The sequence below is a fragment of the Eisenbergiella massiliensis genome (genome assembly GCF_003435485.1).
The window spans coordinates 41,394-67,448 of record NZ_QVLV01000011.1 but is presented as its reverse complement, the minus strand read 5'-3'; the positions used below and the strand labels follow the sequence as shown (position 1 = coordinate 67,448).

The 26,055-nt window shown below is 46.8% G+C and carries 21 protein-coding genes; 18 read left to right on the top strand and 3 right to left on the bottom strand.

Going from position 1 to position 26,055, the window contains the following annotated elements:
* The first annotated feature begins 79 nt into the window (after positions 1-79).
* Positions 80-1,930, top strand: a complete 1,851-nt coding sequence (gene asnB, locus DXC51_RS16435; RefSeq protein WP_117544951.1) for an asparagine synthase (glutamine-hydrolyzing) — start codon at positions 80-82, stop codon at positions 1,928-1,930.
* A gap of 207 nt (positions 1,931-2,137) precedes the next feature.
* Positions 2,138-3,508: an MATE family efflux transporter gene (locus DXC51_RS16430; protein WP_117544986.1), complete on the top strand. Its 1,371-nt coding sequence runs from the start codon at positions 2,138-2,140 to the stop codon at positions 3,506-3,508.
* Positions 3,509-3,556: 48 nt separating this feature from the next.
* On the opposite strand, the gene DXC51_RS16425 is transcribed toward DXC51_RS16430, so the two are convergent.
* Positions 3,557-4,780, bottom strand: coding sequence for an FprA family A-type flavoprotein (locus DXC51_RS16425; RefSeq protein WP_117544950.1), 1,224 nt, complete (start codon positions 4,778-4,780; stop codon positions 3,557-3,559).
* A 330-nt stretch (positions 4,781-5,110) separates the two neighbouring features.
* Between DXC51_RS16425 and DXC51_RS16420 the strand changes: the two genes are divergently transcribed.
* The 9 genes from DXC51_RS16420 (at position 5,111) to DXC51_RS16375 (ending at position 14,102) form a co-directional block, all read left to right on the top strand.
* Complete coding sequence (locus DXC51_RS16420) at positions 5,111-5,407, top strand: hypothetical protein (RefSeq protein WP_117544949.1); 297 nt, start codon at positions 5,111-5,113, stop codon at positions 5,405-5,407.
* A gap of 250 nt (positions 5,408-5,657) precedes the next feature.
* On the top strand, positions 5,658-6,230 hold the full coding sequence (locus DXC51_RS16410; protein ID WP_081745392.1) for a GNAT family N-acetyltransferase: 573 nt from the start codon (positions 5,658-5,660) through the stop codon (positions 6,228-6,230).
* Between the two features lie 442 nt (positions 6,231-6,672).
* A complete protein-coding gene (locus tag DXC51_RS16405; RefSeq protein WP_147332374.1) occupies positions 6,673-7,425 on the top strand; it encodes a hypothetical protein in 753 nt (250 codons plus the stop codon).
* Positions 7,426-7,690: 265 nt separating this feature from the next.
* Positions 7,691-9,151: a DUF1593 domain-containing protein gene (locus tag DXC51_RS16400; RefSeq protein WP_117544946.1), complete on the top strand. Its 1,461-nt coding sequence runs from the start codon at positions 7,691-7,693 to the stop codon at positions 9,149-9,151.
* A 167-nt stretch (positions 9,152-9,318) separates the two neighbouring features.
* Positions 9,319-10,824, top strand: coding sequence for a glycoside hydrolase family 43 protein (locus DXC51_RS16395; RefSeq protein ID WP_117544945.1), 1,506 nt, complete (start codon positions 9,319-9,321; stop codon positions 10,822-10,824).
* A 155-nt stretch (positions 10,825-10,979) separates the two neighbouring features.
* The gene (locus DXC51_RS16390; protein WP_025489503.1) at positions 10,980-11,375 is read left to right on the top strand and encodes a DUF4430 domain-containing protein; all 396 of its coding nucleotides are present in this window, start codon (positions 10,980-10,982) and stop codon (positions 11,373-11,375) included.
* Positions 11,375-11,887, top strand: a complete 513-nt coding sequence (locus DXC51_RS16385) for a hypothetical protein (RefSeq protein WP_021634588.1) — start codon at positions 11,375-11,377, stop codon at positions 11,885-11,887. Before DXC51_RS16390 ends, DXC51_RS16385 begins: the two co-directional genes overlap by 1 nt.
* A gap of 403 nt (positions 11,888-12,290) precedes the next feature.
* Complete coding sequence (locus tag DXC51_RS16380) at positions 12,291-12,809, top strand: sigma-70 family RNA polymerase sigma factor (protein ID WP_117544944.1); 519 nt, start codon at positions 12,291-12,293, stop codon at positions 12,807-12,809.
* A gap of 75 nt (positions 12,810-12,884) precedes the next feature.
* The gene (locus tag DXC51_RS16375) at positions 12,885-14,102 is read left to right on the top strand and encodes a hypothetical protein (protein ID WP_147332373.1); all 1,218 of its coding nucleotides are present in this window, start codon (positions 12,885-12,887) and stop codon (positions 14,100-14,102) included.
* Between the two features lie 40 nt (positions 14,103-14,142).
* Here DXC51_RS16375 and DXC51_RS16370 read toward each other — a convergent pair whose 3' ends face one another.
* The gene (locus DXC51_RS16370; protein WP_117544942.1) at positions 14,143-14,922 is read right to left on the bottom strand and encodes a response regulator transcription factor; all 780 of its coding nucleotides are present in this window, start codon (positions 14,920-14,922) and stop codon (positions 14,143-14,145) included.
* Complete coding sequence (locus DXC51_RS16365) at positions 14,915-16,741, bottom strand: sensor histidine kinase (protein WP_117544941.1); 1,827 nt, start codon at positions 16,739-16,741, stop codon at positions 14,915-14,917. Before DXC51_RS16365 ends, DXC51_RS16370 begins: the two co-directional genes overlap by 8 nt.
* Positions 16,742-16,880: 139 nt before the next feature.
* Between DXC51_RS16365 and DXC51_RS16360 the strand changes: the two genes are divergently transcribed.
* From DXC51_RS16360 to DXC51_RS16330, 7 genes are all read left to right on the top strand, one after another.
* The gene (locus tag DXC51_RS16360) at positions 16,881-18,227 is read left to right on the top strand and encodes an ABC transporter substrate-binding protein (protein WP_117544940.1); all 1,347 of its coding nucleotides are present in this window, start codon (positions 16,881-16,883) and stop codon (positions 18,225-18,227) included.
* 96 nt (positions 18,228-18,323) lie between these two features.
* The gene (locus DXC51_RS16355) at positions 18,324-19,202 is read left to right on the top strand and encodes a carbohydrate ABC transporter permease (RefSeq protein WP_102289149.1); all 879 of its coding nucleotides are present in this window, start codon (positions 18,324-18,326) and stop codon (positions 19,200-19,202) included.
* Positions 19,199-20,017: a carbohydrate ABC transporter permease gene (locus tag DXC51_RS16350; protein WP_117544939.1), complete on the top strand. Its 819-nt coding sequence runs from the start codon at positions 19,199-19,201 to the stop codon at positions 20,015-20,017. Before DXC51_RS16355 ends, DXC51_RS16350 begins: the two co-directional genes overlap by 4 nt.
* A 16-nt stretch (positions 20,018-20,033) precedes the next feature.
* Positions 20,034-21,356, top strand: a complete 1,323-nt coding sequence (locus DXC51_RS16345) for a sulfatase family protein (RefSeq protein ID WP_117544938.1) — start codon at positions 20,034-20,036, stop codon at positions 21,354-21,356.
* 167 nt (positions 21,357-21,523) lie between these two features.
* Positions 21,524-22,405 (top strand): hypothetical protein, encoded by an 882-nt coding sequence (locus DXC51_RS16340; protein ID WP_117544937.1) that lies wholly within the window; start codon positions 21,524-21,526, stop codon positions 22,403-22,405.
* A gap of 165 nt (positions 22,406-22,570) precedes the next feature.
* On the top strand, positions 22,571-24,412 hold the full coding sequence (locus DXC51_RS16335) for a glycosyl hydrolase (RefSeq protein ID WP_181970124.1): 1,842 nt from the start codon (positions 22,571-22,573) through the stop codon (positions 24,410-24,412).
* Positions 24,413-24,503: 91 nt separating this feature from the next.
* Positions 24,504-26,054, top strand: coding sequence for a glycosyl hydrolase family 28 protein (locus DXC51_RS16330; protein ID WP_117544935.1), 1,551 nt, complete (start codon positions 24,504-24,506; stop codon positions 26,052-26,054).
* Position 26,055 lies beyond the last annotated feature (1 nt).

Below are 26,055 nucleotides of genomic sequence, written 5' to 3'. Positions count from 1 at the left end.
AAAGAAAAATCAGTAACAGTCCAAACATCGTAAACTTTTACTGTAATCAAGTCAAATGACAGGAAAGGCGGAAAGCCATATGTGCGGAATTGCAGGCTTTTGTAACGTCAGAATAAATTATGAAAAAAACGAAGGAGAATGGAGGACGGTGCTGAACCGAATGAAAACCGTTCAGAAACACAGAGGGCCGGATGAGGAAGGGATTTTTCTGGGAAAACACTGCGGCCTGGCTCATGTGAGGCTGTCCATCATCGATTTGGCGTCAGGGCGCCAGCCTATGGTAAAAAGAGAAGGAGGCGCCGAATTTGCGATCTGTTACAACGGAGAGCTATATAATATGCCGGAGCTGAAAAAAGAACTTCTGGCATCAGGAGAAAGCTTTCAGACGAACAGTGACACAGAGGTTATTCTGACTGCTTATCTGCATTACGGAAAAGAATTCGTAAAGCGGCTGGATGGTATTTTTTCCTTTGCGATCTGGGATGGAAGGCTGGAAAAAATTTACCTTTACAGGGACCGGGCAGGCGTAAAGCCCTGTTTTTATACCATAAAAGAGGATACCCTCATTTTTTCATCGGAAATCAAGGGAATCCTCAGCTATCCCGGGATACAGGCGCAGGTGGATAAGGCCGGGCTCTGCGAGGTTTTCGGGCTGGGGCCTGCCAAAACCTACGGAAGCGGTGTATTCCGTAATGTGAAGGAGGTCCTGCCGGGATATTACCTGGAATTTGGCCCGGAAGGGATTAACCAGCATTGTTACTGGAAGCTGCAAAGCCGCCCCCATGAGGAGTCCTACGAAAAAACAGTGGAGCATACCCGGTATCTGATTGAAAATGCGGTAAAAAAGCAGATGCTGTCCGATGTCCCTGTCTGTACCTTCCTGTCCGGCGGCGTGGACAGCAGCCTTGTGACCGCTATCTGCAGCAGCGAACTGAAAAAACAGGGGAAGGTGCTGTCCACCTATTCCTTTGATTTTAAGGACAATGATATTAATTTCCAGGCAAACAATTTCCAGCCCTCGCAGGATCGGCCCTGGGTGGATGTGGTCAGAAAATATGCGGATACACAGCATTTTTACCTGGAATGCAGAAACGAGGAGCTTTACGACTATCTTTTTGAGGCGGTGGATGCCAGGGATCTGCCGTGTATGGCTGATGTGGAGTCCTCCATGCTGTATTTCTGCCGTAAAGTGGCAAAGCAGCATAAGGTGACGCTGACAGGGGAATGTGCGGATGAGATCTTCGGCGGTTATCCCTGGTTTCATAAAAAAGAATGCTTTGAGGCGGCCTGTTTTCCCTGGTCCATGGATTTTACGCCCAGGACGATGCTGCTTAAGGACGAAGTGCTTGAGCAGCTGCCCCTGGAGGAGTATGCAGGGAATGCATACCGCAGGACCATAGAGGAAACACCTGTTTTAGAGGGGGAGGCTGGGGAAGAAAAGCGGCGCAGGGAAATTTCCTACCTGAATCTGAAATGGTTCATGCAGACGCTTCTTGACAGGATGGATCGCACCAGCATGCATGTGGGGCTGGAGGCCAGGGTGCCATTTGCAGATCATTTAATTATGGAATATCTGTGGAATGTTCCCTGGAGCATGAAGTGCCATGACGGCGTTGTAAAAGGGCTTTTGCGGGATGCTGGCAGGGGCTGGCTGCCTGACGATGTCCTCTACCGCAGGAAGAGTCCCTATCCCAAGACCTATGATCCGGCATATGAACAGCTTGTGAGGAGCCATATGCGGGAGGTGCTTTCCGATATGAATGCGCCGCTGAACCTGCTGATTGATAAAAAGAAGGTGGAACGTTTTATGGAACAGCCATCCGATTATGCCCGTCCCTTCTACGGACAGCTGATGGCCGGGCCGCAGCTGCTCGCTTATTTGTTACAGGTGAATTACTGGCTGGAGCATTATCGGATTAGTCTGGTGTAATTTTGCCTTTTGCCTGGTGCGATTCTTCAGAATCAGCATGATGCGTTTCACTCTGGTGCGCCCGTAAAAAATGTGCTAATATTATAGATAACGATAAAACTTCAGCTGGCAGGGGAAAATATCTCCTCTGCCAGCTGATACTTTCGTAAGAATATAAAACAGCGCGCTGTCCGATATATGGAGGATTCCTGCGCGGAAAGAGGTTATATGGGTGAAATGACACAGGACGAAGCGCGGAGGCAGGCGCATTATGAGAAGATGACACAGACACCGGTTCCGAAGCTGGTCACGACGCTGGCGATTCCAACGATTATCAGTATGATGGTATCGGCCATTTATAATATGGCGGATACTTTTTTCGTGTCCCAATTAGGGACAAGTGCGGTGGGAGCGGTTGGCATTGTATTTTCACTGATGGCGATTATTCAGGCCATCGGGTTTACATTAGGCATGGGCTCAGGGACTATCGTGTCGCTGCACCTTGGGGCAAAGGAGGAGGAAAAGGCCACATGCGCCGCCAGTACGGGCTTTTTTTCCGCGATTGTGCTGGGGCTTGCGCTGACTGTTTTTGGGTCGCTTTTTGTAGAACCCCTGATGCAGGTGCTGGGTGCGACGGAAACGATTCTTCCCTATGCAAGGGATTATGGACAGTACATATTGCTGGCGGCGCCGATTATGTGCGCTTCCTTTGTGATGAACAATATTTTCAGGTGCGAAGGGAAATCCGTGCTTGGCATGCTGGGAATCGGCACCGGCGGTATCCTGAATATTATCCTGGATCCCATTTTTATTTTCGGGCTGGGGTTGGGAACTGCCGGGGCGGCGATTGCCACGGCGCTGAGCCAGACGGTGAGCTTCATCATTCTACTGGTGCTTTTCTTAAAAGGAAAGAGTGATGTGCGGCTGCGGATTACCAAAGTTTCCAAACAGCTGAAAACATACGTGGATATTGTTACAACCGGTATGCCCACGCTTTGCAGGCAGGGGCTTGCCAGCCTGGCTTCTGTGGCGCTGAATGTGAATGCGGCAATGTATGGGGATGCGGCTGTGGCGGCTATGAGCATTGTGGGAAGGCTTATGTTTTTCATGTTTTCCGCCATGCTTGGCTTTGGGCAGGGCTTCCAGCCTGTGGCAGGCTTCAATTATGGGGCAAAAAAATATGACAGAGTGCATGAAGCCACCCGTTTCACAATCCTGGTGGGTACGGTGGTGATGGCGATTTTCAGCCTGATTATTTTCATTTTCGCCCCGCAGATTCTGAGAGCCTTCCGCAGGGACGACGCACAGGTAATCGCGTTGGGGGCCTATGCGCTGAGGGCGCAGTGCCTTGTAATGCCGTTCTGCGGCATTACCACAACCGCCAATATGGCGCTTCAGAGTACGGGACAGTCGGGCAGGGCCACCTTCCTTGCGCTTTGCCGGCAGGGGGTATTTTTCCTGCCCCTGATCCTGATTCTGCCCCGGTTTACGGGAGTGCTGGGCGTACAGCTGGCACAGCCTCTGGCGGATGTGTGTACTCTGCTTGCATCCATACCTTTCTTGATGGCGTTTTTGAGACGGCTGAAGGTGATGCAGTAATAAGACGGGCTGTATCCTGAAAGGTAAAACCAGGCCTGAAAGGTAAAACTAGGCCTGAAAGGAATGGCCGTCACGAAGGGAAGCGGCCAGGCTCTCCTTCAGCTGAAGGAGGCTGTCCAGGGAATCCTCCTTCAGAGAGGATTTGATGGTGACGACAGGCTCCAGAATTTTCATCTGCTTCATTTCTTCCAGCAGAGTGCGCATCTGCCTGCCGCTGGCCGGCGCCCAGGAACCGTTTTCGATCAGGGCAACCGTACGGTTCTGCAAATTCAGCGCCTTCATATCATGAAGAAAATTCAGCATGGCCGGGTAGATGCCGCTGTTGTAGGTGGGAGCCGTGAGTACCAGATGGCTGCAGCGGAATACCTCGGCGATGAGGAAGGATATGTGGGTGCAGGAAATATCATAGACCGCAATTTTACGGATGCCCGCATCTGCAAGGCCGGCGGCCAGTATGTTGACGGCGTTTTCCGAATCGCCGTACATTGAGCCGTAGAACAGGGCGACCGTATGCTCCTCCGGCTCGTAGCTGCTCCAGCGGGCGTATATATCAAGCAGCAGGTCAATGTCGCTGCGCCAAATGGGCCCATGCAGAGGGCAGACCACGGCGATTTCCAGAGCAGACAGTTTCTTCAGTGCAGCCTGTACCTGCGGCCCGTATTTTCCTACGATGTTGCCGTAATACCGTCTGGCTTCCGCCAGCCAGTCCTGCGTATAGTCCAGTTCGTCAATAAAAATATTGCCATTCAGGGCTCCGAAGCAGCCAAAGGCGTCGGCGGAGAACAGGATATTTTCGCTTTCCTCATAGGTCATCATAACTTCAGGCCAATGGACCATGGGCGTCAGGTAAAAATGCAGGGTATGGCGGCCGAGCGGGAGCGTATCCTTTTCTTTAATGGTAATTGTCCGGCCCTCCAGATCCATATCGTAGAACTGCCGGATGAAGGTAAGGGTTTTGGCATTCCCGACGATTTTCAGCCCGGGAAAACGAAGGAGAAGTTCACTGATGTTGGCGCAGTGATCCGGCTCCATATGGTTTATCACTAAATAGTCCAAAGGGCGTGAATCCAGTGTATGGAGCACATTTTCCAGAAACTGGCGGGAGATGGAAGAGTCCACAGTATCCAGCAACGCTGTTTTTTCATCCAGAATCAGATAGGAATTGTAGGCGACACCACTGGGAACCGGGAAAAGATTTTCGAACAGTGACAGCCGGCGGTCACAGCCGCCGACCCAGGTGACGGCGTCAGTAATTTTTCTAGTACAGTACATGCTTGAATGCTCCTTTCATTGAGGCTTTATGATTTCAATGTATTTTATACTGCAAAAGAGTTAGAATACACTAACTAAAAATACAATACAGGATTTGTTTAAAAAGATCAATATATTTGTGTATCGGAGATCTGCGGTGATTTGACCGGTTATTAGCATTATGTACCGAATATGGGCAGGAAATTCAAATTAATGAAATTCATGGACAAACCCGTAAACCTGCTGTCTTTAATTGTATTATCTTTATCTTTGGATAGAGAGTACTGATTATAGGACATTGATTTTGATAAGCTTGATGCATATACAGCGGGAAACGGGGAGGTATCATTCATGGATAGAAGAGAATATGCGGAATGCTTTCAGAAATTGGTTGATTGTTTTGTGAAAGAAGAAAAATTTATTCAGGATATTGAACTGATGGATAAACCTAATCTGGATGAAATAGAACAAAATGCGGTTCTGTCCTATAGGGCGGCAAAGGATATTTCAAGACATTTTTTGCTTTATCTTAACTCCTGCAGATGCCCGGAACATAATGCGCAGGTTCTTATTGAGTTCAGGAATATGCAGCGCCATGTTAAAATATTGGAACGGTTTGCGGAAATCGCAGGATTGAGAGTGCATTGATTAGGGAACAATTGGTGCAGGCGCGCTTTATTCCCGCGAGCAACGAGCCAAGTAGCCATGCTTGCATGGATATTTGGCGACTGCCGCGAGGGTCAAATACCCCGCTGCTCTGCAGCGCTGCAAGTTTGATACCCCGTTGCTTGCTGCGGGGTCTTTGATTGGAGTATGCTGCTCCATTTGCGACTGTCTGGAAGTTCCGGCCAGGATAAAGCGCTGTTGCCATAATGTAAGGAAAGGATAACGGAGGAATATGATGAATGTAATAGCAAATAAAGATAATATTTGTATCAGAAAAATGGAAGAGAGCAGGGATGATTTTGAATTATTCTTAAAATGGATGACAGATCCTGATACAATGAAATACTGGGAAGGGATGAACGAGCACTTTACATATGACAGAGTGGTTAAAGGATATAAAGAAGGTAACGAAGAGGGCATAGTACAGTGTATCATTGAATATAATTCGGCTCCGATTGGCTTTTGCCAGTTTTGTATATTAAATGCGGAATATTATGAAGTTCCGGAAAAGGAATATAATCGATACATAGAGAAAGCTGATCTTGTGTTCGGAATTGATATATTTATAGGTGAAGTATCGCTTAGGAATCAGGGGCTTGGAACAAAAAGCTTGAGGTTATTAATTACTGCATTATTTAATGATTATCATGCGGATGCTATATTAATAGATCCAAAGATACATAATGCAAGGGCAATCAAGTGTTATCATAAATGTGGTTTTAAAGATTATTTCGTGGTCCCCCACAGGGAATTGCAGGATGGTATATATCATGACAGTTTAATTATGGGAATAAGAAAAGAGTAAAATTTAGAGCCGGCTTATTTTCATTCCTGGAAAAACAATAGGCCGTAATGTTTTTGTATTGATATTATATTGTCGTCTGCGAAATTAAAAAATATGAATACGGCTAAAGGGAGAAGAGAGAATAGTGTCCGCTTTAGATTTAATGGAAATATATAGCCTGGTAAAAGAGAAAATTGATTCTGTCGTATTTGAGGAGTTGTGGCCATGCTTTAAACGGTATGATTTTGCCTTGTACAATGCATCACAGGTCATTTTAAATGGGCAGATTTTTTCAAAGACAGAGGAATTTCTTGCCAATACCGCTATTTGCTATCAGGGAAGGCTAATAGCCATATGGTGTCTTTCGGAAGAAATGGATCTGGATGTTTTAACCAGTAAGATTATTCATGAAATGTTTCATGCATATCAGATGGAATGCGGAGAAAGCCGTTTCCCGGAGGAAGTGGAGGCTTTGCTGAAATACAGGTACAGTCCATTATATTTACAGATAAAATTTCAGGAAAATTTGCTTCTGGCTTCGTTGCATGAACGTTTTCAGGTATCTGACTATGAGAAATTTTTATCGTTGCGTAAGAGAAGGATGGCGCAGTTCCCGTATCAATATAATTATGAAAGCGGCGTGGAAGTTATTGAGGGAAGTGCGCAATATGTAGAGTTTCAGGTGCTGCGAAAACTGAATCAGGAGAAATACCGGGAGTCGCTGGCCGAGTGCATGCAAAGATTACAGGATAAGAAAAATTTAATGCCTGTTAGAATTCTGTGTTATGACATCGGGGCGATGCTCTTAACGATATGCGGTGACAATGGCCTGAGTGCAAACAGAAAAGTGGGACAAAGTACGGAATATTTATTGCCTGAAGAAATATTTCAAAAAATTACTCCAGATTATTCAGTGGCTGCAGATACCGAAATGGAAGCCTTTTATCGGACCAAAATACGGGATTTCCAGGCAAAAATAGATCGAATAATAAAAAGCAGTGAACCTGTTGCTAAAGGTGATTTTGAACTGGCTGGAGTTAATATTTATTCAGCCTGGTATTTGAATGGGTATATTTATACAGAATATTTTGTGAGATATAAAGCGAAGGAAATGATTACCTTATATGGGAATTATCTGCTCAGGATGCGGCAGAACAAGGTTGCAGCAATATATGCAGATGAGAATTCCAATTCTGCATTAAATGAAATACGATAATGACAGGGATATTTTTCCTGTCAGGTAATGTTTATGATGGTTTTTACTGTTATGAAAGGTGATGGAAGGATTCTGCATAGGGTGTTATTTTTTAAGGTGTAATGGAGATTATACACTTGTGTTTTCAGCGATTCTGACGGGAAGCATTTTTATACAATTCTATACAATACTATTTTTCCCATACGTACAAAAATTTAAACACTTTACCTGCCCCCATCCAAAGTAATATACTTATTACTACCACAGAAAAAGGCAGGAACCCACCGTGAATATTCACCCCCAAAAACCCCGTTTAATAGTACTGACAGATATCAGCAGCCTGCAGCCAGGCTGCGGTGAGCCGGATGACACCCAGTCGCTTATCCGGCTTTTGCTGTATTCAGATCTTTTAGACATAGAAGGCCTGATAGCCACCTATTCCAGTCACATAAAAGGCGCGGTGAAAACAGACTACCTGGAAACCATTGTCAGACACTATGAAAAGGTATGGGACAATCTCTTATTGCACAGTGCGGATTATCCGGATCCCAAGAAGCTTCTGGAAGGCATCAGGGCCGGTTCGCTTTACTGCGGGATGGAAAACGTTGGAGAAGGAAAAGATACCCCGGGATCCAACTGGATTATCAGAACGGCAGACGCTCCGGATCCCAGGCCCGTCTGGATTACCATCTGGGGCGGCGCGACAGATTTGGCTCAGGCCTTATGGCGGGTGAAAACAGAGCGCAGTGAAGAGGCGTTTGCCGCCTTCAGCCGCAAGCTGCGGGTATATGCAATTCATGATCAGTATGATGACGCCGGTCCATGGATTCGTGAAAATTGTCCGGAGGTTTTCTACATCACCTCTTACACAGCTTTCCGCGGAATGTACCGTGGAGGCGATACTAAGGATGTCTCTGCTGAATGGGTGGAAGAAAACCTGCGAAACGGCCATGGGCCTTTAGGCAGTGCATATCCCAACTATGATGGTGGAGACATCTGGGGCAATGTGAGAGGCGTCAAGGAAGGAGATACCCCTTCTTTCCTTTATCTGCTTCCGATAGGGCCGGGCAGTCCGGAGCATCCGGAATGGGGAGGCTGGGGAGGCCGGTTTGAAGGTGGGAAAAACAGATATTTTGATGCGGAAGATAACATTTATTCCGCTGACAATGGCGAAGCAGAAGGCAGGAAGCAGTTCCATAGGGATGCTGTTCCTGCTGCCGGAACCATGGAAAACGGGCCGGCAGCCGAAGAAAATACATATGCCGGACCATTTAAAACACCGGTTGAAAGAACATCAGATACAAACCGTTCCGACCCCAAAACCACCATTTCCCGCTGGAGAAAGGATTTCCAAAACAGCTTCCAGGCCAGAATGGACTGGTGCACAAAGAGCTATGAAGAAGCAAATCATGAACCTACTGTCGTTTTAGAAGGCCTGGCAGGAAACATTATGATCCGGCAGGTCAGGCCGGGCGATACTATAAGCTTAAGCGCAGCAGGCTCCTCAGATCCGGATGGCAATCATCTTTTCTATCATTGGTGGATATACGAAGAAGCCGGAAGCTGCAAGGAAAAAATCCATATATCAGGCGCATACTCCCAGAGGGCCGCCATCACAATCCCTGCATCGGCCAGGACAGGCAGCGTTCACATCATACTGTCGCTGACGGATGACGGGGAGCCGGCGCTGACCTCCTATGGCCGTGTGATACTCAATATCACGCAGGAACAGCCGGCGGTGGGATAACTGTGTTGCTGCAAAACACGCCGGCCGGGAAGATAAATACTTTCTGTTCTATATGGGTACCGGGCCGCAGGGGTATTGGAATTTCCCCATGCCAAAGGATAAAAAATGACAGAAGACAAATAACGGTACTACAAAAAAAGAAATAAAGGTAAAAGGAGAGATATCATATGCAGTATAAAAATCCGATTATAAAAGGCTTTCATCCGGACCCGAGTATTTGCCGGGTAGGAGAGGATTATTACCTGGTGACCAGTTCCTTTGAGTATTTTCCGGGAATCCCTGTTTTTCACAGTAAGGATCTGGTAAATTGGACGCAGATAGGAAATTGTGCCGCCCGTGCGGAAGAATTCCCGCTGGAGCAGGTGAAGGATTCCGGTGGTATCTGGGCGCCCACAATCCGCTGGAACCAGGGGACTTTTTATGTGACGGCAACATTGGAACAGTATGGGAATTTTATTGTATCGACGCAGGATCCGGCGGGGGAATGGTCTTCTCCGGTCTGGGTTCCGGTGGGAGGGATCGATCCGTCCCTGCTGTTTGACGGGGACAGAGTTTATTATTGTACCAACCAGTCTTTGCATCCGGGGCGGGAGGAAATTACCCTGGAGGAAATAGATGTCCGCACGGGCAGGCTTCTGGGAGCGCAGAAAACGATTTGGAGCGGTGTGGGCGGCGGTTTTCTGGAAGCCCCGCACGTCTATCACATCGGAGACTGGTATTACCTGCTGGCAGCAGAAGGAGGCACCAATTTTAATCATATGATTACCGTTGCGAGAAGCCGCAGCGTGGACGGCTCTTATGAGAGCTGCCCCGGTAATCCTGTATTGACCAACCTGCATGATGCCAGCAGGCAGGTGCAGTGTTCCGGGCACGGGGATCTGTTTCAGGATCATCTGGGAAACTGGTGGCTGGTTCATCTGGCAACCCGGATTTCCAGGCGGACAATGAGCCATTTGGGACGGGAAACCTTCCTGACCCCGGTAACCTGGGAGGAAGATTGGCCTGTGGTGGGAAACAACAGGAAAGCCTCCCTAATTTGTGAAGGCCCTTTATGGGCGGAGCAGGAGGCGGAAAAAAGCTGGCAGGCGGATTTTTCAAACAGGAAATGGGAACCGGAATGGATTTTTCTGCGCAGGCCGGCAGAGGGGGCCTATGAAAGAGGAGAGGGTTCGTTGAAGCTGCACCCTTCCACAGTCACCTTTGAAGCAGCGAAAAGCCCTGTATTCGCTGCGGTCAGACAGTGTGATTTCGGATGTGAGACAGAAGCCGTATTTGATTTTAAACCCCGCAGGGAAGGCGACGAGGCCGGCCTGGCAGTGGTCCTCGCCTCTGATTTCCACTACCGTTTTGGGAAAAAAAGAACGCAGGAAGGGAATTTCCTTGTGGTGGAAAAAACAGCGGAGGATTTCCGGCAGACAGCATTCTGTGCGCCGGCTCCGGAGGGGGAACTGCGGCTATGTATCCGTGCGGATAAGGAATTTTTTACTTTTTGTTATGCATCCGGCGAAGGGGAGATTCACCAGGTATGCAAAGCTTCCACCCGCTTCCTTTCCTGCGAACTGGCAGGAAAATGTTTTACAGGAACGGTTATCGGTCTGTATGCAATGTCGGAGGTGACGACAGACGCTGTGATGGAAGTAAAGGAATTCAAAATGACGCCGCAGCCGGAATAAGGCCTTCGGATTACATGTGAATTTCACAAGTGAAATCCATTCATATTTGATATTGCAATCCATCCATAAATGCTGGTATGATATAGAAGTTACGGATATCATGCTGAACCGGAAAACAGATGAATGAAACAGCATGAGGGAAGGAGAAAAAGAATATGAAGGAAAAGAAAGGAATCATCATAGCCGCGGTGCTCCTGCTTCTTGTTTGTGCGGGAGCAGCAATCCTTTATGGAAAATTCCGTCCGTCAGGAGAAGCGGGAAGCAAGAACGTTACGGTTGTGGTAGTACACGGGGATCAGTCGGAGCAGACCTTTGAATACCATACGGATGCGGCGTATCTTGGCGAAGTGCTGGAAGCGGAACAGCTGGTGGAAGGCGAAATGGGACCTTATGGTTTATTCATCACTGCCGTGGACGGAGAGAAGGCTGACGATACAAAGCAGCAGTGGTGGTGTATCACCAAGGGCGGCGAAACCGTCAATACTTCTGCTGAACAGACCCCGATAGCGGACGGAGATCGTTTTGAACTGACCATGAAGGAAGGCTATTAATGGCACATCTTAATACAAAGGAAATAGCGCTTATGGGGATCCTCAGCGCGTTGCTGATCATAGGGCAGGTTGCGCTGGGGTTTCTTCCCAATATTGAAGTTGTGACCCTTTTGGTAATCGCCTATACGCTTGTGTTCGGCAAAAAGGTGTTTTTTATCATCTATATTTTTGTGCTGGTGGAAGGGCTGATTTACGGCTTCGGATTATGGTGGATCAATTATCTTTATGTCTGGAGTGTTCAGGCCGCAGTCACCCTGTTTTTCAGAAAACAGAAATCGGTGCTGTTCTGGAGCATCCTTTCCGGCTTTTTTGGGATTACCTTCGGCGCGCTGTGCGCGCTGCCTTATTTTGCCATAGGGGGCCCGCAGGCGGCGTTTGCCTACTGGATATCAGGCCTGGCCTATGACATTCCCCACTGCATCGGGAATGTAGTGGTATGTCTTGTGCTTTTTAAGCCTGTGCTTTCCATATTGAAAAGGACCTGCGGTGAAATCAATGTGTGTGAAAATTGATTTCACCGCATTTTTTATTCCCGCGAGCAACGAGCCAAGTATCCATGCTTGCATGGATATTTGGCGACTGCCGCGAGGGTCAAAGACCCCGCTGCTCTGCCGCGAGGTCTTTGATTGCGGTCATTTCCGGGTAAATTCTCCAAAAGGGTGGGGAAGCCTGCAAAGCTCCCCGGCCAGGGCTTTCTGCATGGAGATTAAAAGCTCTTTCCTTTTAGGATCAGAGGCCAGGTTGTGCTGCTCCATGGTAAATGCGCGACCTGTCTGAATGGTAACTTTATCTTCCTTACCTTTTTGGGGATTTTTAAATCTTTTTCCATGTGTAACCTTTTGGCAGGGGGAAACATCTTATTAATGCAATTGCAGAAAAAAGGATCCGTGGCAAACGGCAGGAAAGGATAGACGGATGGAACTTGAAATGTTGGTCAGAAGGGCGAAGAAAGGCGATAAGGATGCTTTTCTGGAATTGATGCTGCTTCATAAGGAATATCTGTACCGAACCGCTTTCTTATATACCAGAAATCAGGACATGGCCTGCGACGCGGTCCAGGAATGCATTGTCAAAAGCATGGAGGCTATAGGCCAGCTGAAAAAACCGGAGTTTTTCAAAAGCTGGATGACCAGAATCCTGATTAACTGCGCGCTGGCGGAGCTGCGCAGGAACCGCCGGTATGCAGAGGAACCGGAATGGGAATCAGAGGAATGGGCCCAGGAGGAGGCCCCGGTATCTGCGGAGGAAAAGATGGATTTGTACCGGGCCATCGATCATCTGGATTATCCTTATAAAGTAATTATCATTCAGAAGTATTTCTTTGACTGCAAGCTGAATGATATTGCGGAACTTCTGGAAATGCCGTTGGGAACGGTTAAGGTTTATCATGCCAGGGCAAAAGAAAAGCTGAAGCGGTATCTGGAAAGCGGCTGAGCTTCGGCCCGGGCAGCGGTACATGAAAATTTTGACGGACACGGCCAGGCAGGCGTCTGGAGACGAGGAATGGATATGAAGAAAAATCAACATTTTAACCCCGGGGAAATATGGGAAAGCATAGAACTGCCGGATAACCTTGACCTGCTGATTAAAAACAGCGTGGAAGAAGGGTATAAGCGTATGCAGGATAAGAAAAAAAGAACAGAAAAGTGGAGAGGAAAAAGGATGGCAGCAGCGGTGGGCATCGTGGTATTGGGCTGTGCCGCCGCCATACCGGTAAAGGCATTTGTAACATCTCTGGTGCAGGAACGGATGCAGCGCATTCCTGCGGAAGAAATAAAAGAGGTGGAAAGCGTTATGGACAGCCAGGAGGTGAATGCGGACAGCTATTCCAGGGAGTATACGCAGACAGAGAAGGAAAGGTATGGGAATCTGTACAGAGCCTATCTCCAGGGAACTTTCCCGCAGGGGGAACTCAGACAGGAGCAGACGCAGAAAAAGGAGAGGGCGGATTCGCTTTATTATGCCAGGGATACCTCAACCTTCTATCTGCCCGAGCGCGAACTTACGGATGAAGAGCTGCTGCAAATCATAGAGTTTGAAACCAAAAGGGATTATGTGCTTTCCGAAAGAACGGAGCCGGCGGATATCACGGCAGAAGAAAAGCAGGCCAGGGAACAGATCGCGGAAAGCGGCGGGATTACCGAAGAAAAGGCAATTGTGCTGGGAAGCGAATGGCTTCATAATCTGTATGGCGTGTCCGAAAAAGGGATGGAACTGAACCATTATCTGAATACAGATATGGGGGCTGAGGGAAAAGGCGTCTATAATGTGAACTTCAGCGTACGCAGCACGGAATACTATTATTTCTATTTTGAACCACAGGACGGAACTCTGCTGGGGGCTTCCAGTAGCCTGGCCGCGGATATGGATGCGGATGCCGTAAGTTACGCTGTGCTGGAAGGAAAGATGGAGAAAATGTGTGAAACGGCAAAGGCTGTTTTAACAGGAAAACTTCAGAAGGAAGCAGAATATGAAAAAATCGTCTGTGCTTACCGGGATGAAAACGGATATCTGGGCAGCTTTAACAGAATTGCCTACTATTTTATCAGAAAGGATGGAAGCGCTTATAAGATCGCAATGAACGCCGCAAGAGAAGCATTCCTGGATTATGCATATATTGAAGATTATGGCGCATACATTCAGGAACAGAATCCGCAGACGGCGGAAAAGAGTAAAAATCCGAATTCCGGGCAAGGAAAAACGGTTTATGTGGAAATGGGGAAATGAGGAAATAAGGAAAGGTCCGGGAAGCGGTTCCCGGGCCTTCCTATTTGGCTCCTTTTTCTGAACGGTACTGGCTGGGCCAGATACCAGTATTTTTTTTAAATACTTTACTGAAATATACCGGATCAGGGTAACCAGACATTTCACCGATTATAGATACCTCTAATTCCGGGTGACGGATCAGAAGCTGTCTGGCATAATGAATCCTTAAATTGGTCAGATAACGAATCGGGGATTCATTATGATATTTTTTGAACAGATGACTTAAATAATCAGGAGCAAATCCCAACCTATCCGATATTTCGCCCATTGTTATCTGTTTCCTGAAATTTTCCTGGAGATATTTTTCAATACAGGAAACAATTTCTTCCTTGCTCATGTTTTTCAGGTGTTCGGGTACGCTGGCCTGTACTGTTTCGTTTTCACCATCCAATTCAATCAGGAGCTTGGTTAATGCCTGTTCCAGGTTCTCCTGCTTTATTGGTTTGAGAAGGAATCCTTTTACCTGATATTCAATCGCCTGCTGTGCTAACGTAAATTCATTATAACCGCTTATGATCAGGACTTTAATGGAAGGAAATGAAGCACGGAGGATACGGGAAAGCTCAAGGCCGCTCATTACCGGCATCTTGATATCTGTAATAAGCAAATCCACATGATGATTCCGAATGAAATCTAATGCGCTTTCTCCATCTTCAAAGGTTCCTTTTATGGTAAAAGGAAGGGAGAGGGCATTAATTTTCTTGATCAGGTTTTCCTGTATAAGCAGTTCATCCTCGGCCACAACCACATCATAAGCTTTTCTGCTAGCTAATTCAGTCATTTATTTTTCCTCCAATCGTGATACAGGCTCCGCCTTCCGGGTTATTTTCTAGTATGAGAACTGCGCAGGCACCGTATTGCAGCAGCAGCCTGAGATAAACATTCTGGAGCCCCATGCCCCCGATTTTCAGACAGGCAATATCTTTGGAATCCCGAATGGACCGCATAAGTTCAGTAAGCCGTGTAATCTCTCCTTCTGCAAAGCCGCATCCGTTATCTTTAATACGGATGTACCATTTCCCGTCCGTTTCTTCAAAAAATCCGCAAATGCTAATGCGCCATGGAGGTTTTTTCATAAAGGCGTATTTCAACGAATTTTCAATAATCGGCTGTATGCTCAGTTTAGGGATTTTGATATCGGCAATTTGTTCGTCTAAAGAAAAAGTGCAGGTGAGACGATCCCGGTAACGTACATTCATACAGGCTAAATATTTCTGCGTATATAAAAATTCATCCCGGATAGTTACGCGAAGTTCTCCGCCGGTCGAAGTATACCGGAGATAATCACAGAGATTTTCAGTTAAACTTATGATTTCCTGATTCATATTTTCTTCCGCCATTACGCTTATATTTGCCAGATTATTATAGAGAAAATGGGGCTTCATCATGGACTGTGTTGCAATCTCTTTGGCGCGTATTTCATTTTCCTGTGATTTCATCATTTCAAGAGTGGAAGAATTCATTTTATTATACATGTTCCGGAAAGAGGCAATCAATGTCTTTATTTCTTCAAAATGACTTTCAGGCAGCGGGACGGAATCGATTGAACGTGAGAAAACATCATCTAAGTCCAGGGTTTCAAAAGTATTTTTTAATTCTCCCACAGGTTTGAGAATACGGCCGGATATGGATATGCATATGGCAAGGGTTACTAACAATACGATTATCAGAACCGCCAGAAAAAACAGGGTGGGGGCTATCAGAGAATGAACGAGAATACTGTCGGACTCCATCGCATATATTTGCCAGCCTACGGAAGACAGGGTATTATAAAAGACAGCGGTTTTATTTCCGTTTTCATCCCGGATATGCGTAATCTGTCCTATAGGAAGCGAAGCTTTGGCGGAAAGGAGTGAAGCAATACCTGCGGATTCTGTCTCGGCAGTCTGGACAGGGTATACCTGTTCTCCGTTTTCGTTTAAAATTACAAGCCGGATGGATTGATTAGCGGCAGACAGCCGATTAAGATAACTGAAAAAAGTATCACATTTCTGCAAAACCTCAACCGCGCCTTCGATTTCGTGAATATTATCAAAATAGAGCCTGGTCAGCGTGATGTAATAAGGATCATAGGGAAGCGGAGCAGGGGACATAAAAAAGGAAAGCTGCCGCGGCAGACTCATGACTTTGTAACCGTTTTTTTCCATTACCGTATCGTACCAGCTTCGTTGGGACAACTGAATTTTTTTATGATAAGTATAGAAGCCGGAACCAACAGAAAAGCCATTTTTATGGTAAATGTTTATCTGCGCCACAGTCTGCTGCGGCCCGATCATGGCTGATATGGAATTGTAAATGGATTGTACCTGTACATAGGTCTGCTGGCTGTTAATCCGGGTGACATCCACATTGCGGATTCCGGGAAGAATATCCTTGGAATAAATGGTATTCAGCGATACGGTAGACATTTTCTCTATCTCCTGTTCCATATTGGAAAGCGCCGAATCACAGATATTCTGCAGATTCTGATATTCGCTGACCCTTAGATTCTTAATATAATATATGTAAAAAGCAATCAGGAGAATGGCGAGGGTAATAAACAGGACAAGAAAGTAATAGCGCGGCAGTGCTTTTTGTAAAGAGGGGGTTTTCTGTTTCATATGCAGCTCCTGAAAATTTCAAAAAATTACAAGCGGCAGAACTGTTTTGTGCATGTTGCTTTTTGAACGGTTAATGTACCATATAACTGTAGCAAAAAGCTACAAAAAATGCAAATAGAATCGTATATGGAGGATGGTTATGAAGAGAAAATTTGCTTTACTATTAACTGCAGCACTTGCTGTTTCCTGTCTGGCAGGATGCGGAAACAGTGTTGGAAATGGAAACGGTGGAGATGTACAGACATCATCGACTGTCTCGGAAACTGCAGACAAAGGGAAAAAAGAAAATATTACATTGACGTTCGGAACACATCAATCAGGAATTCCTTCCTGCGGAGTTGTTCAGGATTTGGCAGCGCAGTTTGAAGAGGAAACGGGAATCAAAGTAGATTTCCAGATATCTCCCGATGCGCAGTGGCGTGATTTACTGAAGGTAAAGCTGGATTCCGGAGAAGCCCCGGATATTTTCTGTGTTGATGCGGATCCCTTAAGCTTATATTCCAGGGTACGACCCGATGAAAACTGTGTGGATCTCACCAATGAGGAATGGGTGGATCGCATGGCCGATTATGCAAAGGAGTGTGTGGAATATGATGGCAAAATATATGCAATCCGCTTTGCGGAACCTAAGTTGAACTTTTATAACTATAACAAGAAAATTTTTTCGGATCTTGGGTTAGAAATCCCCACAACATATGAGGAGTTTAAAACCGTATGCCAGACGATTCAAGAGGCAGGGATCGTCCCGATTTATGAAGCAACTCAGAGTGCCTGGCATCAGTGCGTGCCTCTTTACGGCAGCGGCCCTTATTATGAAAAGCTGGAACCCGGTTTGTATGAGGCTTTGAACAATAATACAAAGGATATTAAGGACGTTGCCATGATGAAAACGATTCTGGAGCAGATGAAAGAGTTTGCGGAGCTTGGGTATTATGGAGAAGATTATCTCAGTAACACGGTGGATGCAGCGAAGGATGAAATTGGAACCGGAAGGGCGGCGATGTATTTGGCAGCTCCCGGATTTGCGCTTCAGGTAGAGGATCAATATCCTGATATGAAGGATCAAATCGGCATTTTCCTGATGCCGTTCGGAGATAATGATGTACTCGCAAATAATGCATCAAGTGCAGCATATTTTATTAACAGTAAAAGTGAGAATGCGGAATATGCGCTGGAATTTTTCCGCTTTCTGGCAAGACCTGAGAATCTGCAGTACAGACAGGATAATAATCCGGAAGAAATGGGACTGTGCTGGCCGGAAATTACACCCTCCTATCCGGATGAATTTAATAAATACATCGATTCCCTGGAAAGAGGTACTATTATGCAGGTAGGTGTGAAATACATTGATCCGCAGTTTATGGATACCGGAAAAGATATTGAGGCAATGTATACGGGAGCTATGACTCCTGAAGAAGTGATGGAGAATATTTCCAGAAGAAGGGCGGAACAGGCGGAGCTTCAGAAGGATCCGGCGTGGGAATAAGCGGGAAGCAGGGCGGCGTATGCCGTCCTGCCACATTGGAAGCTTAAACATGTCAGAGATACTTTGCACGTAGCGTACGTGCGGATGGGAGCTGTTATGAAGGCAAAAAAATTATATCCGACCTGGTTTGCTCTGGGAGCGCTTATATTTTATCTTGGTCTGTTTTTTCTGCCCGGAATTATGGGCATCGGCTATTCCTTTACTGATTGGAATACTTACAGCAGCGAAGTGAATTTCGTTGGCTGGAAAAATTATCTTAAGGTTTTTGAGGGCGGAAACAATTATGGAATGTATATAAAAAATACATTGTTATTTACAGCAGTGAGTTCCGTTACCAAAACGACACTGGGCATAGCCCTTGCTGTACTGCTTACCAATAAAATGGTAAAGATGAAAAGCATGCACAGGATGCTTGTTTTTTTGCCTCAGGTTATGTCTTTCCTGATTATTGGGCTGGTATTTAAGAATATTCTGCATCCCAGCCGCGGCTTTATTAATATTACACTAAAAGCTATTGGGCTGGATTTTTTTGCAAAGAACTGGCTGGGGGATTTGAATTTTGCTTTTAAAACGGTATTTGCAGTAGATGCCTGGAAAGGTACGGGATATGTTATGATGGTGATAATTGCAGGACTGAATTCCATTTCATCCACCTATTATGAGGCGGCAGAGCTGGATGGTGCCGGGTTCTTCAGTAAATTCAGGTATGTGACGCTGCCTCTTTTAAAAAATGTAATTATCAGTGTTACCGTATTGAATATTACATACGGCTTCCGTGTTTTCGATTTGATTTACAGTCTGACGAACGGAGGGCCGGGAAATGCAACCGGAGTTATTAATACGGCAGTTTACAGCGAATTTTCCAAAGGAAATTATGCGATGGGAACTACATTATCAAGCATTCTGTTTGTTTTTGTTTTGTCCGTATCTTATTTCATCCTGAAGGCAGTGGGGAATAAGGAGGTAGAGCAGTGAAAAAGAAGCTTTGTACTTTTTTAGCTAATTTTGCGGCCTGGGCTGCCAGTCTTATCATTTTGGTGCCAATGCTGGTGGTGGTAGTCAACTCCTTTAAATCACAGAAAGAATCCATGGTAATGACGCTTAGTCTGCCAAAAAAATTTATGCTTGAGAATTATGCTACGGTAATTGAAAGAGGAAAGCTGCTGTCTTCTTTTTGTAACAGCGCTGTTTATGCCTCCTTTAGTGTAATATTGATTTTATCGGTGGTATCCGCTGCTTCCTATGTGCTTTCACGGAATAGAAGCAGGCTGCACAGATTTGTTTATTATCTCATAGTGCTTGGCATTGCCATGCCGGTAAACAATGTGGCACTGATGAAAATTATGAAGGCAACTGCCCTGATAAATACCAGATATGGTTTGATTTTTCTGTATGTAGCGATGAATATCCCGCTGGCGCTGTTTTTGATGTTTGGGTTTGTGGAGACATTGCCCAGAGAGATTGATGAAGCAGCGGTTATTGACGGCGCAGGGCCGATGAGATTGTTTTCCAATGTGATTTTTCCTTTGATGAAGCCTACGGTTGTTACTGTAGGGATCCTTAATTTTATGGCTATCTGGAATGACTTTTCCATGCCTTTATATTTTATGAACAATTCGGGAAAGTGGCCTATGACGCTGGCCGTTTATAATTTTTTCGGACAGTTTGAACAGAGTTGGAATCTGGTAAGCGCTGATATAACGCTGACTGCGCTGCCGGTACTGATTGTATTTATTTTCGGACAGAAATATATTGTTGGCGGAGTAGCGGCAGGAGCCGTAAAAGGTTAGCGGAAAGAGGAAAAATATGAAAAAGAATATTTTATATATACATACGCATGACAGCGGCAGGTTTCTGGAACCGTTCGGCGTAAACGTAAAAACCCCGAATATAATGCGTCTGGCGCAGGAAGGCACTCTGTTCCGTCAGATTTACTGCGCAGCGCCCACCTGTTCTCCCAGCCGTGTAGGGCTGCTTTCCGGACAGGCTCCTCACAGCACTCATATGCTGGGGCTTGCACAGAGAGGATTTCAGATGGACAGTTATGATTCTCATTTGTCCAATTTCCTTCGCGGCCATGGCTATCATACCTGTCTGTTTGGTGTCCAGCATGAAGCGCCTGTTACAGATATGTTGGGTTATGATTACTGGTTTGATGAGGATTGCCATCATTCCCGATTTATACAAAGAGATACGGCGGCCAGTAGTCATGCAGCCGAATATCTTCTTAGTTATAAGGAAGATAAGCCATTTTTTATGTCGGTAGGATTTATCAATACCCACAGGCGATATCCGGAAGCTCCTGCGGATTTTGTAAACCCGGATTATGTCATGCCGCCAATGACAATCCCTGATACAAAAGAAAACCGGAAGGATATGGCCGATTTTATGTATTCGGCGAAAATTGCGGATGACTGTGTGGGAACGGTGCTGGAAGCATTGAAAAAATCCGGTAGAGAGGATGATACAATTATTATTTTTACAACCGATCATGGGATTGCATTTCCATTTATGAAATGCAACTGTTACGATACGGGAATCGGGGTTACTCTGATAATGAAGTACAAAAACAATCCTTCTGCCGGAAAGGTGTCGGATTCTTTGCTTTCACAGATTGATATTTATCCAACTCTCTGTGATATGCTTGGACTGGAAAAACCGGAATATCTGCAGGGAAAATCATTTGTTTCGCTGTTTGATGATACCGAAAAACAGATTAACGATGAGATATTTGCAGAGGTTACTTATCATGCTGCCTATGAACCGATGCGGTGCATCAGAACCAGACGTTATAAGCTGATACGGTACTTTGATTACCATAATAGCTATGTCCCTGCAAATATAGATGGTTCTTCCAGTAAAACAGAAATGATTGCCGCCGGACTTCTAAAACAGACAAGAGAGAGAGAAATGCTGTTTGATCTGGAACTGGATCCCCTGGAACGGAAGAACCTGGTGAATTCACCGGATTATAAAGAAATTTATGAAGAATTAAGACTGCATCTGGAAGCCTGGATGGAAAGAACCTCCGATCCGCTGCTGGGAACAGGATACCGGGTACCGAAGCCGGAGGGTGCTTGGGTGAACAGACTGCAGGATTTGGATCCGGAATGTACCTTAAGTGAATAAACAGAGAATAAAAACCCGGCCGCCGCAGCTTTTCTGATATGGAAATACTGCGGCGGCCGTTTCCTGGGAATAAATTGACAAAATTTTTATAATCCGCTACACTGATGTAAACGCTTACATAAACGCAGGAATCAGTATTCACAATCAGAACCAGGGAGGTTTCAGCCATGGCGCAGGAGAAAGAAGAAAAAACAGCAGGCCAGGAAAAAGCGGAGAAAGGAAAAGGGAAAATTCATTTTTCCATAGACGATTTTTTTACAGCCTTTATTGACTTAACGGAAAACAGAAAAGAATATTCCTCTTTATTTGAGCAGCCTGTATTTGCCTTTTTTAAACGGCTGCATCAGGATTATCAGGCGGTTTTTTCCTGCTTTTGTTTCTATGAAGAAGGCAAAGACGGAAGGAATCTGGCGCAGGTAACGGATGTTTTCCGGGAAGAGTTCCAGGAAAATTCAGACTGGCTGCGTTTCGGTTTTCATGGCCTGAACAGCGGGGCCAATTATGGCTCCACCCGGTTTCAGACGGGGGAGTGCAGGGCGGATTACCGGCAGGCGGGAACGGATTATGAGAAAACGGTAAAGGAACTGGAACGGATCACCGGAGGGGGCCGGTGCATTGACCGGGTGCCGAGAATCCATTTTTATGCCGGGACAGCAGAGGCCTGCCGGGCCTGGATGGATGCCAGCTGTGGGATCCGGGGCCTGATTTCTGCGGAGGATGACAGAATCGCTTATTTCCATACAGAGGAACAGAGCAGGACGCTGCGGCAGCAGGATCGGCTGGATACGCCTGGTTTGGGACTCACATTTTTCCGCACCAAGGTGCGGCTTGAAAATACAGAGGATATCGTCGCCTTTTTGGAAGATTTTGGCCGGCAGGAGAAAATGGAGGAGCTTCTTGTTTTCACCCATGAGCCATTTCTCGAGGAAGAGAGAATAAGGCAAATGTTCCGAAGCTGTGCGGCTTTTGCCAGGGAACGGGACTGGGGCTTTGGCTTCCCTGAAGACTGGCTGGAAAGGAAAGACGGAGGACATCGGCAAAAAATATAAAATAATACTGTAAGTGGTTACATCGATATGAGTACAATTCTTTACTGCAAATACGCAATAAATATTGACAAACTCGCAGCAATTAGATACTATTTATGTAAGTACTTACATAGATATATGCCATGGAAAACTGTTGTAAAAAACAAGAATAAAAGAGGAAAAATCATGTTGGAAAATCTTAAGAAAGAATTTCTGCAGCCGTCGGAGGAATTCACACCCATTCCCTTCTGGTTCTGGAATGATTATCTTACTGAAGAAGAGCTGGACCGGCAGATGCTTGCCTTTAAGGAAAAAGGGGTGGACGGGTTTGTAATTCATCCCCGTCTGGGACTGCCGGAGGAAATCGGTTATCTGACGGATACCTATTTTCATTACGTCCGTTATGCGGTGAAGCGTGCTTCCCAGCTGCATATGAAAGTTGTGCTTTATGATGAGGCGATGTATCCTTCCGGATCCTGTCACGGACAGGTGGTCAGGGAGAACCCGGCGTTTGCTTCCCGGGGACTTCGCATGAGTGATCGGGAATCGGCGGAGGAAGGGGAGCTTCTTATTGCCGCCGTGAAGCGGGAGGGAAAGACCTGGTATTTTTGGGAAGGTCCTTCCGGCGGTACCATCCGGGGCGTTCATTATGGAGAAGACGATGGAGAAGCGGGGGCGCCGGCCAGTGCGGATCTGATGAATCCGGAAGCAGTGACCTTATTCCTGCAGCTTACCCACGAACGCTATTATCAGGAACTTAAGGAATATTTCGGGAATACCATTATTGGGATTTTTACTGACGAACCGAATATCCTGGGGCGCTGCAGCAAAGAGGGAATGATTGCCTGGAGCGGGAATTTCCTGGAGGATTTTTACAGACAGGGAGGAAATGAGCAGGATTTATACCTGCTGTTTGCAGATACGGATTCCTCTGAGGGCAGACGCGCAGGTGAACGCTACAAAAGGGCGGTTTATGAAAGAATGTCCCGGGCCTATTACAGGCAGATAGCGGACTGGTGCGCGGCGCACGGCGTGGCGATGACCGGGCATCCGGAGAAATCTACGGATATCGGGTATTTACAGCATTTCACGATTCCCTGTCAGGATATTGTGTGGCGTTATGTTGCACCGGAAGAGGAAAAAGCGATCACAGGCGAACACAGTACCATGGGAAAATGCAGCTCCGATTCCGCCAGGCACCGGGGAAAAAGGCGGAACGGGAACGAATGCTTCGGCTGCTGCGGCGCGCCGGAGGATCCTTACCGTTTTACCATGGAGGATATGAAATGGTATCTGGACTGGCTGTTTGTCAGAGGCGTCAACATGATTTTCCCTCATGCTTTTTATTATTCCCTGCGGGACAGGCGAAAGGAGGAAAGACCGCCGGAGGTGGGCATGCACAGCAGCTTCTGGGAGGATTACCATATTGCTTCGGATTATATCAAGCGTATGTGCGGCCTGCTTACGGATTCCGTCAATCAGGCGAAGGCCGCAGTATTATGCCGCAGCGAGGAGCTTTCCTGGGAAATCGCAAAGCCCCTGTTTGAAAATCAGATAGAGTTCAATTATCTGGAAGAGGAGCTTCTGCCTTCCTGCAGGATAGAAAACGGCTGTGTGCTAATCCGGCAGCAGCGTTATCCTGTGGTTATTACAGACGGAAAGGATACGCCGGAAACCAGGGATTTTCTCCGCCGGTTGGAGGAAAGCGGAGGAACTGTCCTTGTCTGGAATGCGACCCTGACCGCTCAGAAAATCAGAGAGGCCGTAAAACCGGCGGAAACCTTCCTGCCTCCCGCCAGGGATCTTCGATGCACCTGCCTGAGAAAAGAAGGCACGGAGTTTTTGTTTCTGGTAAATGAAGGGGAAAATTCTGTTACCACAAGCCTGCGGCTGGAAGACGGCCATATCTGCCAGATCTGGGATGCCTGGAACGGTACAATAAAGCAGCTGGAGCTTCCTGTGCAGGAGATGAAGCTGTCGTTGGGACAAAGGGAAAGCCTCATCCTGGTAACGGACAGGGGCGAATAAGGGCTGGACGAAGAGCCGTTCCAGCGTACAAAGAAAAAAGAATGATTCATGCAGTATCGCAGGCCCGCCTGCGATATGCAGGAGGGATAATATGAAGCAGACAGACACAGTCAGACGGGAAGCTGCCCGGATAGAAAAGATATACAGCGTAACCACCGAAGATTCCGTCACTCTTTACTGGGAGAAGCCGGAAGGTGCGGCGGATTGCGAATACCGGATTTCCTGCGGGGAGGAACAAAAGGGAATTACCGATAAAACACATATAACCATTGACGGGCTGGAAACAGAAACCGAATATATATTCCAGGTAGAAGCGGTGGACAAGGGCGAAAAGCTGTCCTCCCTTCTGCCTCAAAGCTGCAGAGTAAGGACGGGGAAGAAGAAGGAGCGGCTGGATGTGACGAAGCCCCCTTATAATGCTGTGGGAAACGGCGCTGTCATGGATACCAGAGCGTTGCAGCAGGCCATTGATGACTGCGGCGAAGGACAGGCGGTTTATCTTCCGGCGGGGGTATACCTTACAGGAGCGCTTCGGCTGCACAGTGATATGGAACTGTACCTGGAAGAAAATGCGGTGCTGCAGGGCACGGACCGGGTGGAAGATTATCTGCCCCGGATCTGGAGCCGTTTTGAAGGCACGGAGCTGGAATGCTACAGCAGCCTGCTGAACCTGGGAGAACTGGATCATGACGGCGGCTATCGCTGCCAAAATGTGGTAATAAGAGGAAAAGGGACCATTGCCAGCGGCGGAAGAATCCTGGCGGAACGGGTAATCGCTTCCGAACGGGAGCGCCTGAAGGACTATCTGGCTTCTCTGGGAGAGAAAATAAAGGAATGTGAAAAACCGGAAACCATACCCGGCAGGGTACGCCCCCGCCTGATTAATATGAGCAACTGCAGGAATGTGGTTCTTTCCGGTGTGACTTTGAAAAACGGCGCCAGCTGGAATGTACATATGATTTATTCGGACAGCATAGTAACCCATGACTGTTCCTTTTATTCCGAAGGCGTATGGAACGGGGACGGCTGGGATCCGGATTCTTCCTCCAACTGCACCATATTTAACTGCACCTTTTATACGGGAGATGACTCCATAGCCATTAAATCAGGAAAAAACCCGGAAGGAAACCAAATCGGCCGCCCCAGTGAACATATCCGGATTTTTGACTGCAGATGTGCCTTTGGCCATGGGATCACCATCGGCAGCGAGATGTCCGGAGGCGTTGACGACGTGCGCATCTGGGACTGTGATATGAGCCATTCCATGTGCGGGATTGAGATTAAGGGAACAAAGAAACGGGGCGGTTATGTACGCAATGTCCATGTGGAGGATTGTGCTGCCGCCCGCATCCTGTTCCATTCGGTGGGATATAATGATGACGGCATCGGGCATCCGGTGCCTCCTGTCTTTGAAAACTGCAGCTTTGAACGGCTGCGCATCCTGGGAGAATACTACGGCGACGGCAGGGAGTGGATTCCCTGCGAGGCCATTGAACTGTGCGGCTTTGACGTACCGGGGCATGAACTGAAAAATATCGTGTTCCGGGATATCCGCATCGGCAGCGAAAGGGAGAGCAGGAAGCAGACTCTTTCCCTGCAGTGCTGTGAAAATATTACGTTTGAAAGGCTGCAATGCATTTAGC

Bases quoted from the DNA above. Each gene is read 5' to 3' on its own strand.
- asnB (WP_117544951.1), top strand. From the start codon at position 80: ATGTGCGGAATTGCAGGCTTTTGTAACGTCAGAATAAATTATGAAAAA.
- DXC51_RS16430 (WP_117544986.1), top strand. From the start codon at position 2,138: ATGGGTGAAATGACACAGGACGAAGCGCGGAGGCAGGCGCATTATGAG.
- DXC51_RS16425 (WP_117544950.1), bottom strand. From the start codon at position 4,780: ATGTACTGTACTAGAAAAATTACTGACGCCGTCACCTGGGTCGGCGGC.
- DXC51_RS16420 (WP_117544949.1), top strand. From the start codon at position 5,111: ATGGATAGAAGAGAATATGCGGAATGCTTTCAGAAATTGGTTGATTGT.
- DXC51_RS16410 (WP_081745392.1), top strand. From the start codon at position 5,658: ATGATGAATGTAATAGCAAATAAAGATAATATTTGTATCAGAAAAATG.
- DXC51_RS16395 (WP_117544945.1), top strand. From the start codon at position 9,319: ATGCAGTATAAAAATCCGATTATAAAAGGCTTTCATCCGGACCCGAGT.
- DXC51_RS16390 (WP_025489503.1), top strand. From the start codon at position 10,980: ATGAAGGAAAAGAAAGGAATCATCATAGCCGCGGTGCTCCTGCTTCTT.
- DXC51_RS16385 (WP_021634588.1), top strand. From the start codon at position 11,375: ATGGCACATCTTAATACAAAGGAAATAGCGCTTATGGGGATCCTCAGC.
- DXC51_RS16380 (WP_117544944.1), top strand. From the start codon at position 12,291: ATGGAACTTGAAATGTTGGTCAGAAGGGCGAAGAAAGGCGATAAGGAT.
- DXC51_RS16375 (WP_147332373.1), top strand. From the start codon at position 12,885: ATGAAGAAAAATCAACATTTTAACCCCGGGGAAATATGGGAAAGCATA.
- DXC51_RS16370 (WP_117544942.1), bottom strand. From the start codon at position 14,922: ATGACTGAATTAGCTAGCAGAAAAGCTTATGATGTGGTTGTGGCCGAG.
- DXC51_RS16365 (WP_117544941.1), bottom strand. From the start codon at position 16,741: ATGAAACAGAAAACCCCCTCTTTACAAAAAGCACTGCCGCGCTATTAC.
- DXC51_RS16360 (WP_117544940.1), top strand. From the start codon at position 16,881: ATGAAGAGAAAATTTGCTTTACTATTAACTGCAGCACTTGCTGTTTCC.
- DXC51_RS16355 (WP_102289149.1), top strand. From the start codon at position 18,324: ATGAAGGCAAAAAAATTATATCCGACCTGGTTTGCTCTGGGAGCGCTT.
- DXC51_RS16345 (WP_117544938.1), top strand. From the start codon at position 20,034: ATGAAAAAGAATATTTTATATATACATACGCATGACAGCGGCAGGTTT.
- DXC51_RS16340 (WP_117544937.1), top strand. From the start codon at position 21,524: ATGGCGCAGGAGAAAGAAGAAAAAACAGCAGGCCAGGAAAAAGCGGAG.
- DXC51_RS16335 (WP_181970124.1), top strand. From the start codon at position 22,571: ATGTTGGAAAATCTTAAGAAAGAATTTCTGCAGCCGTCGGAGGAATTC.
- DXC51_RS16330 (WP_117544935.1), top strand. From the start codon at position 24,504: ATGAAGCAGACAGACACAGTCAGACGGGAAGCTGCCCGGATAGAAAAG.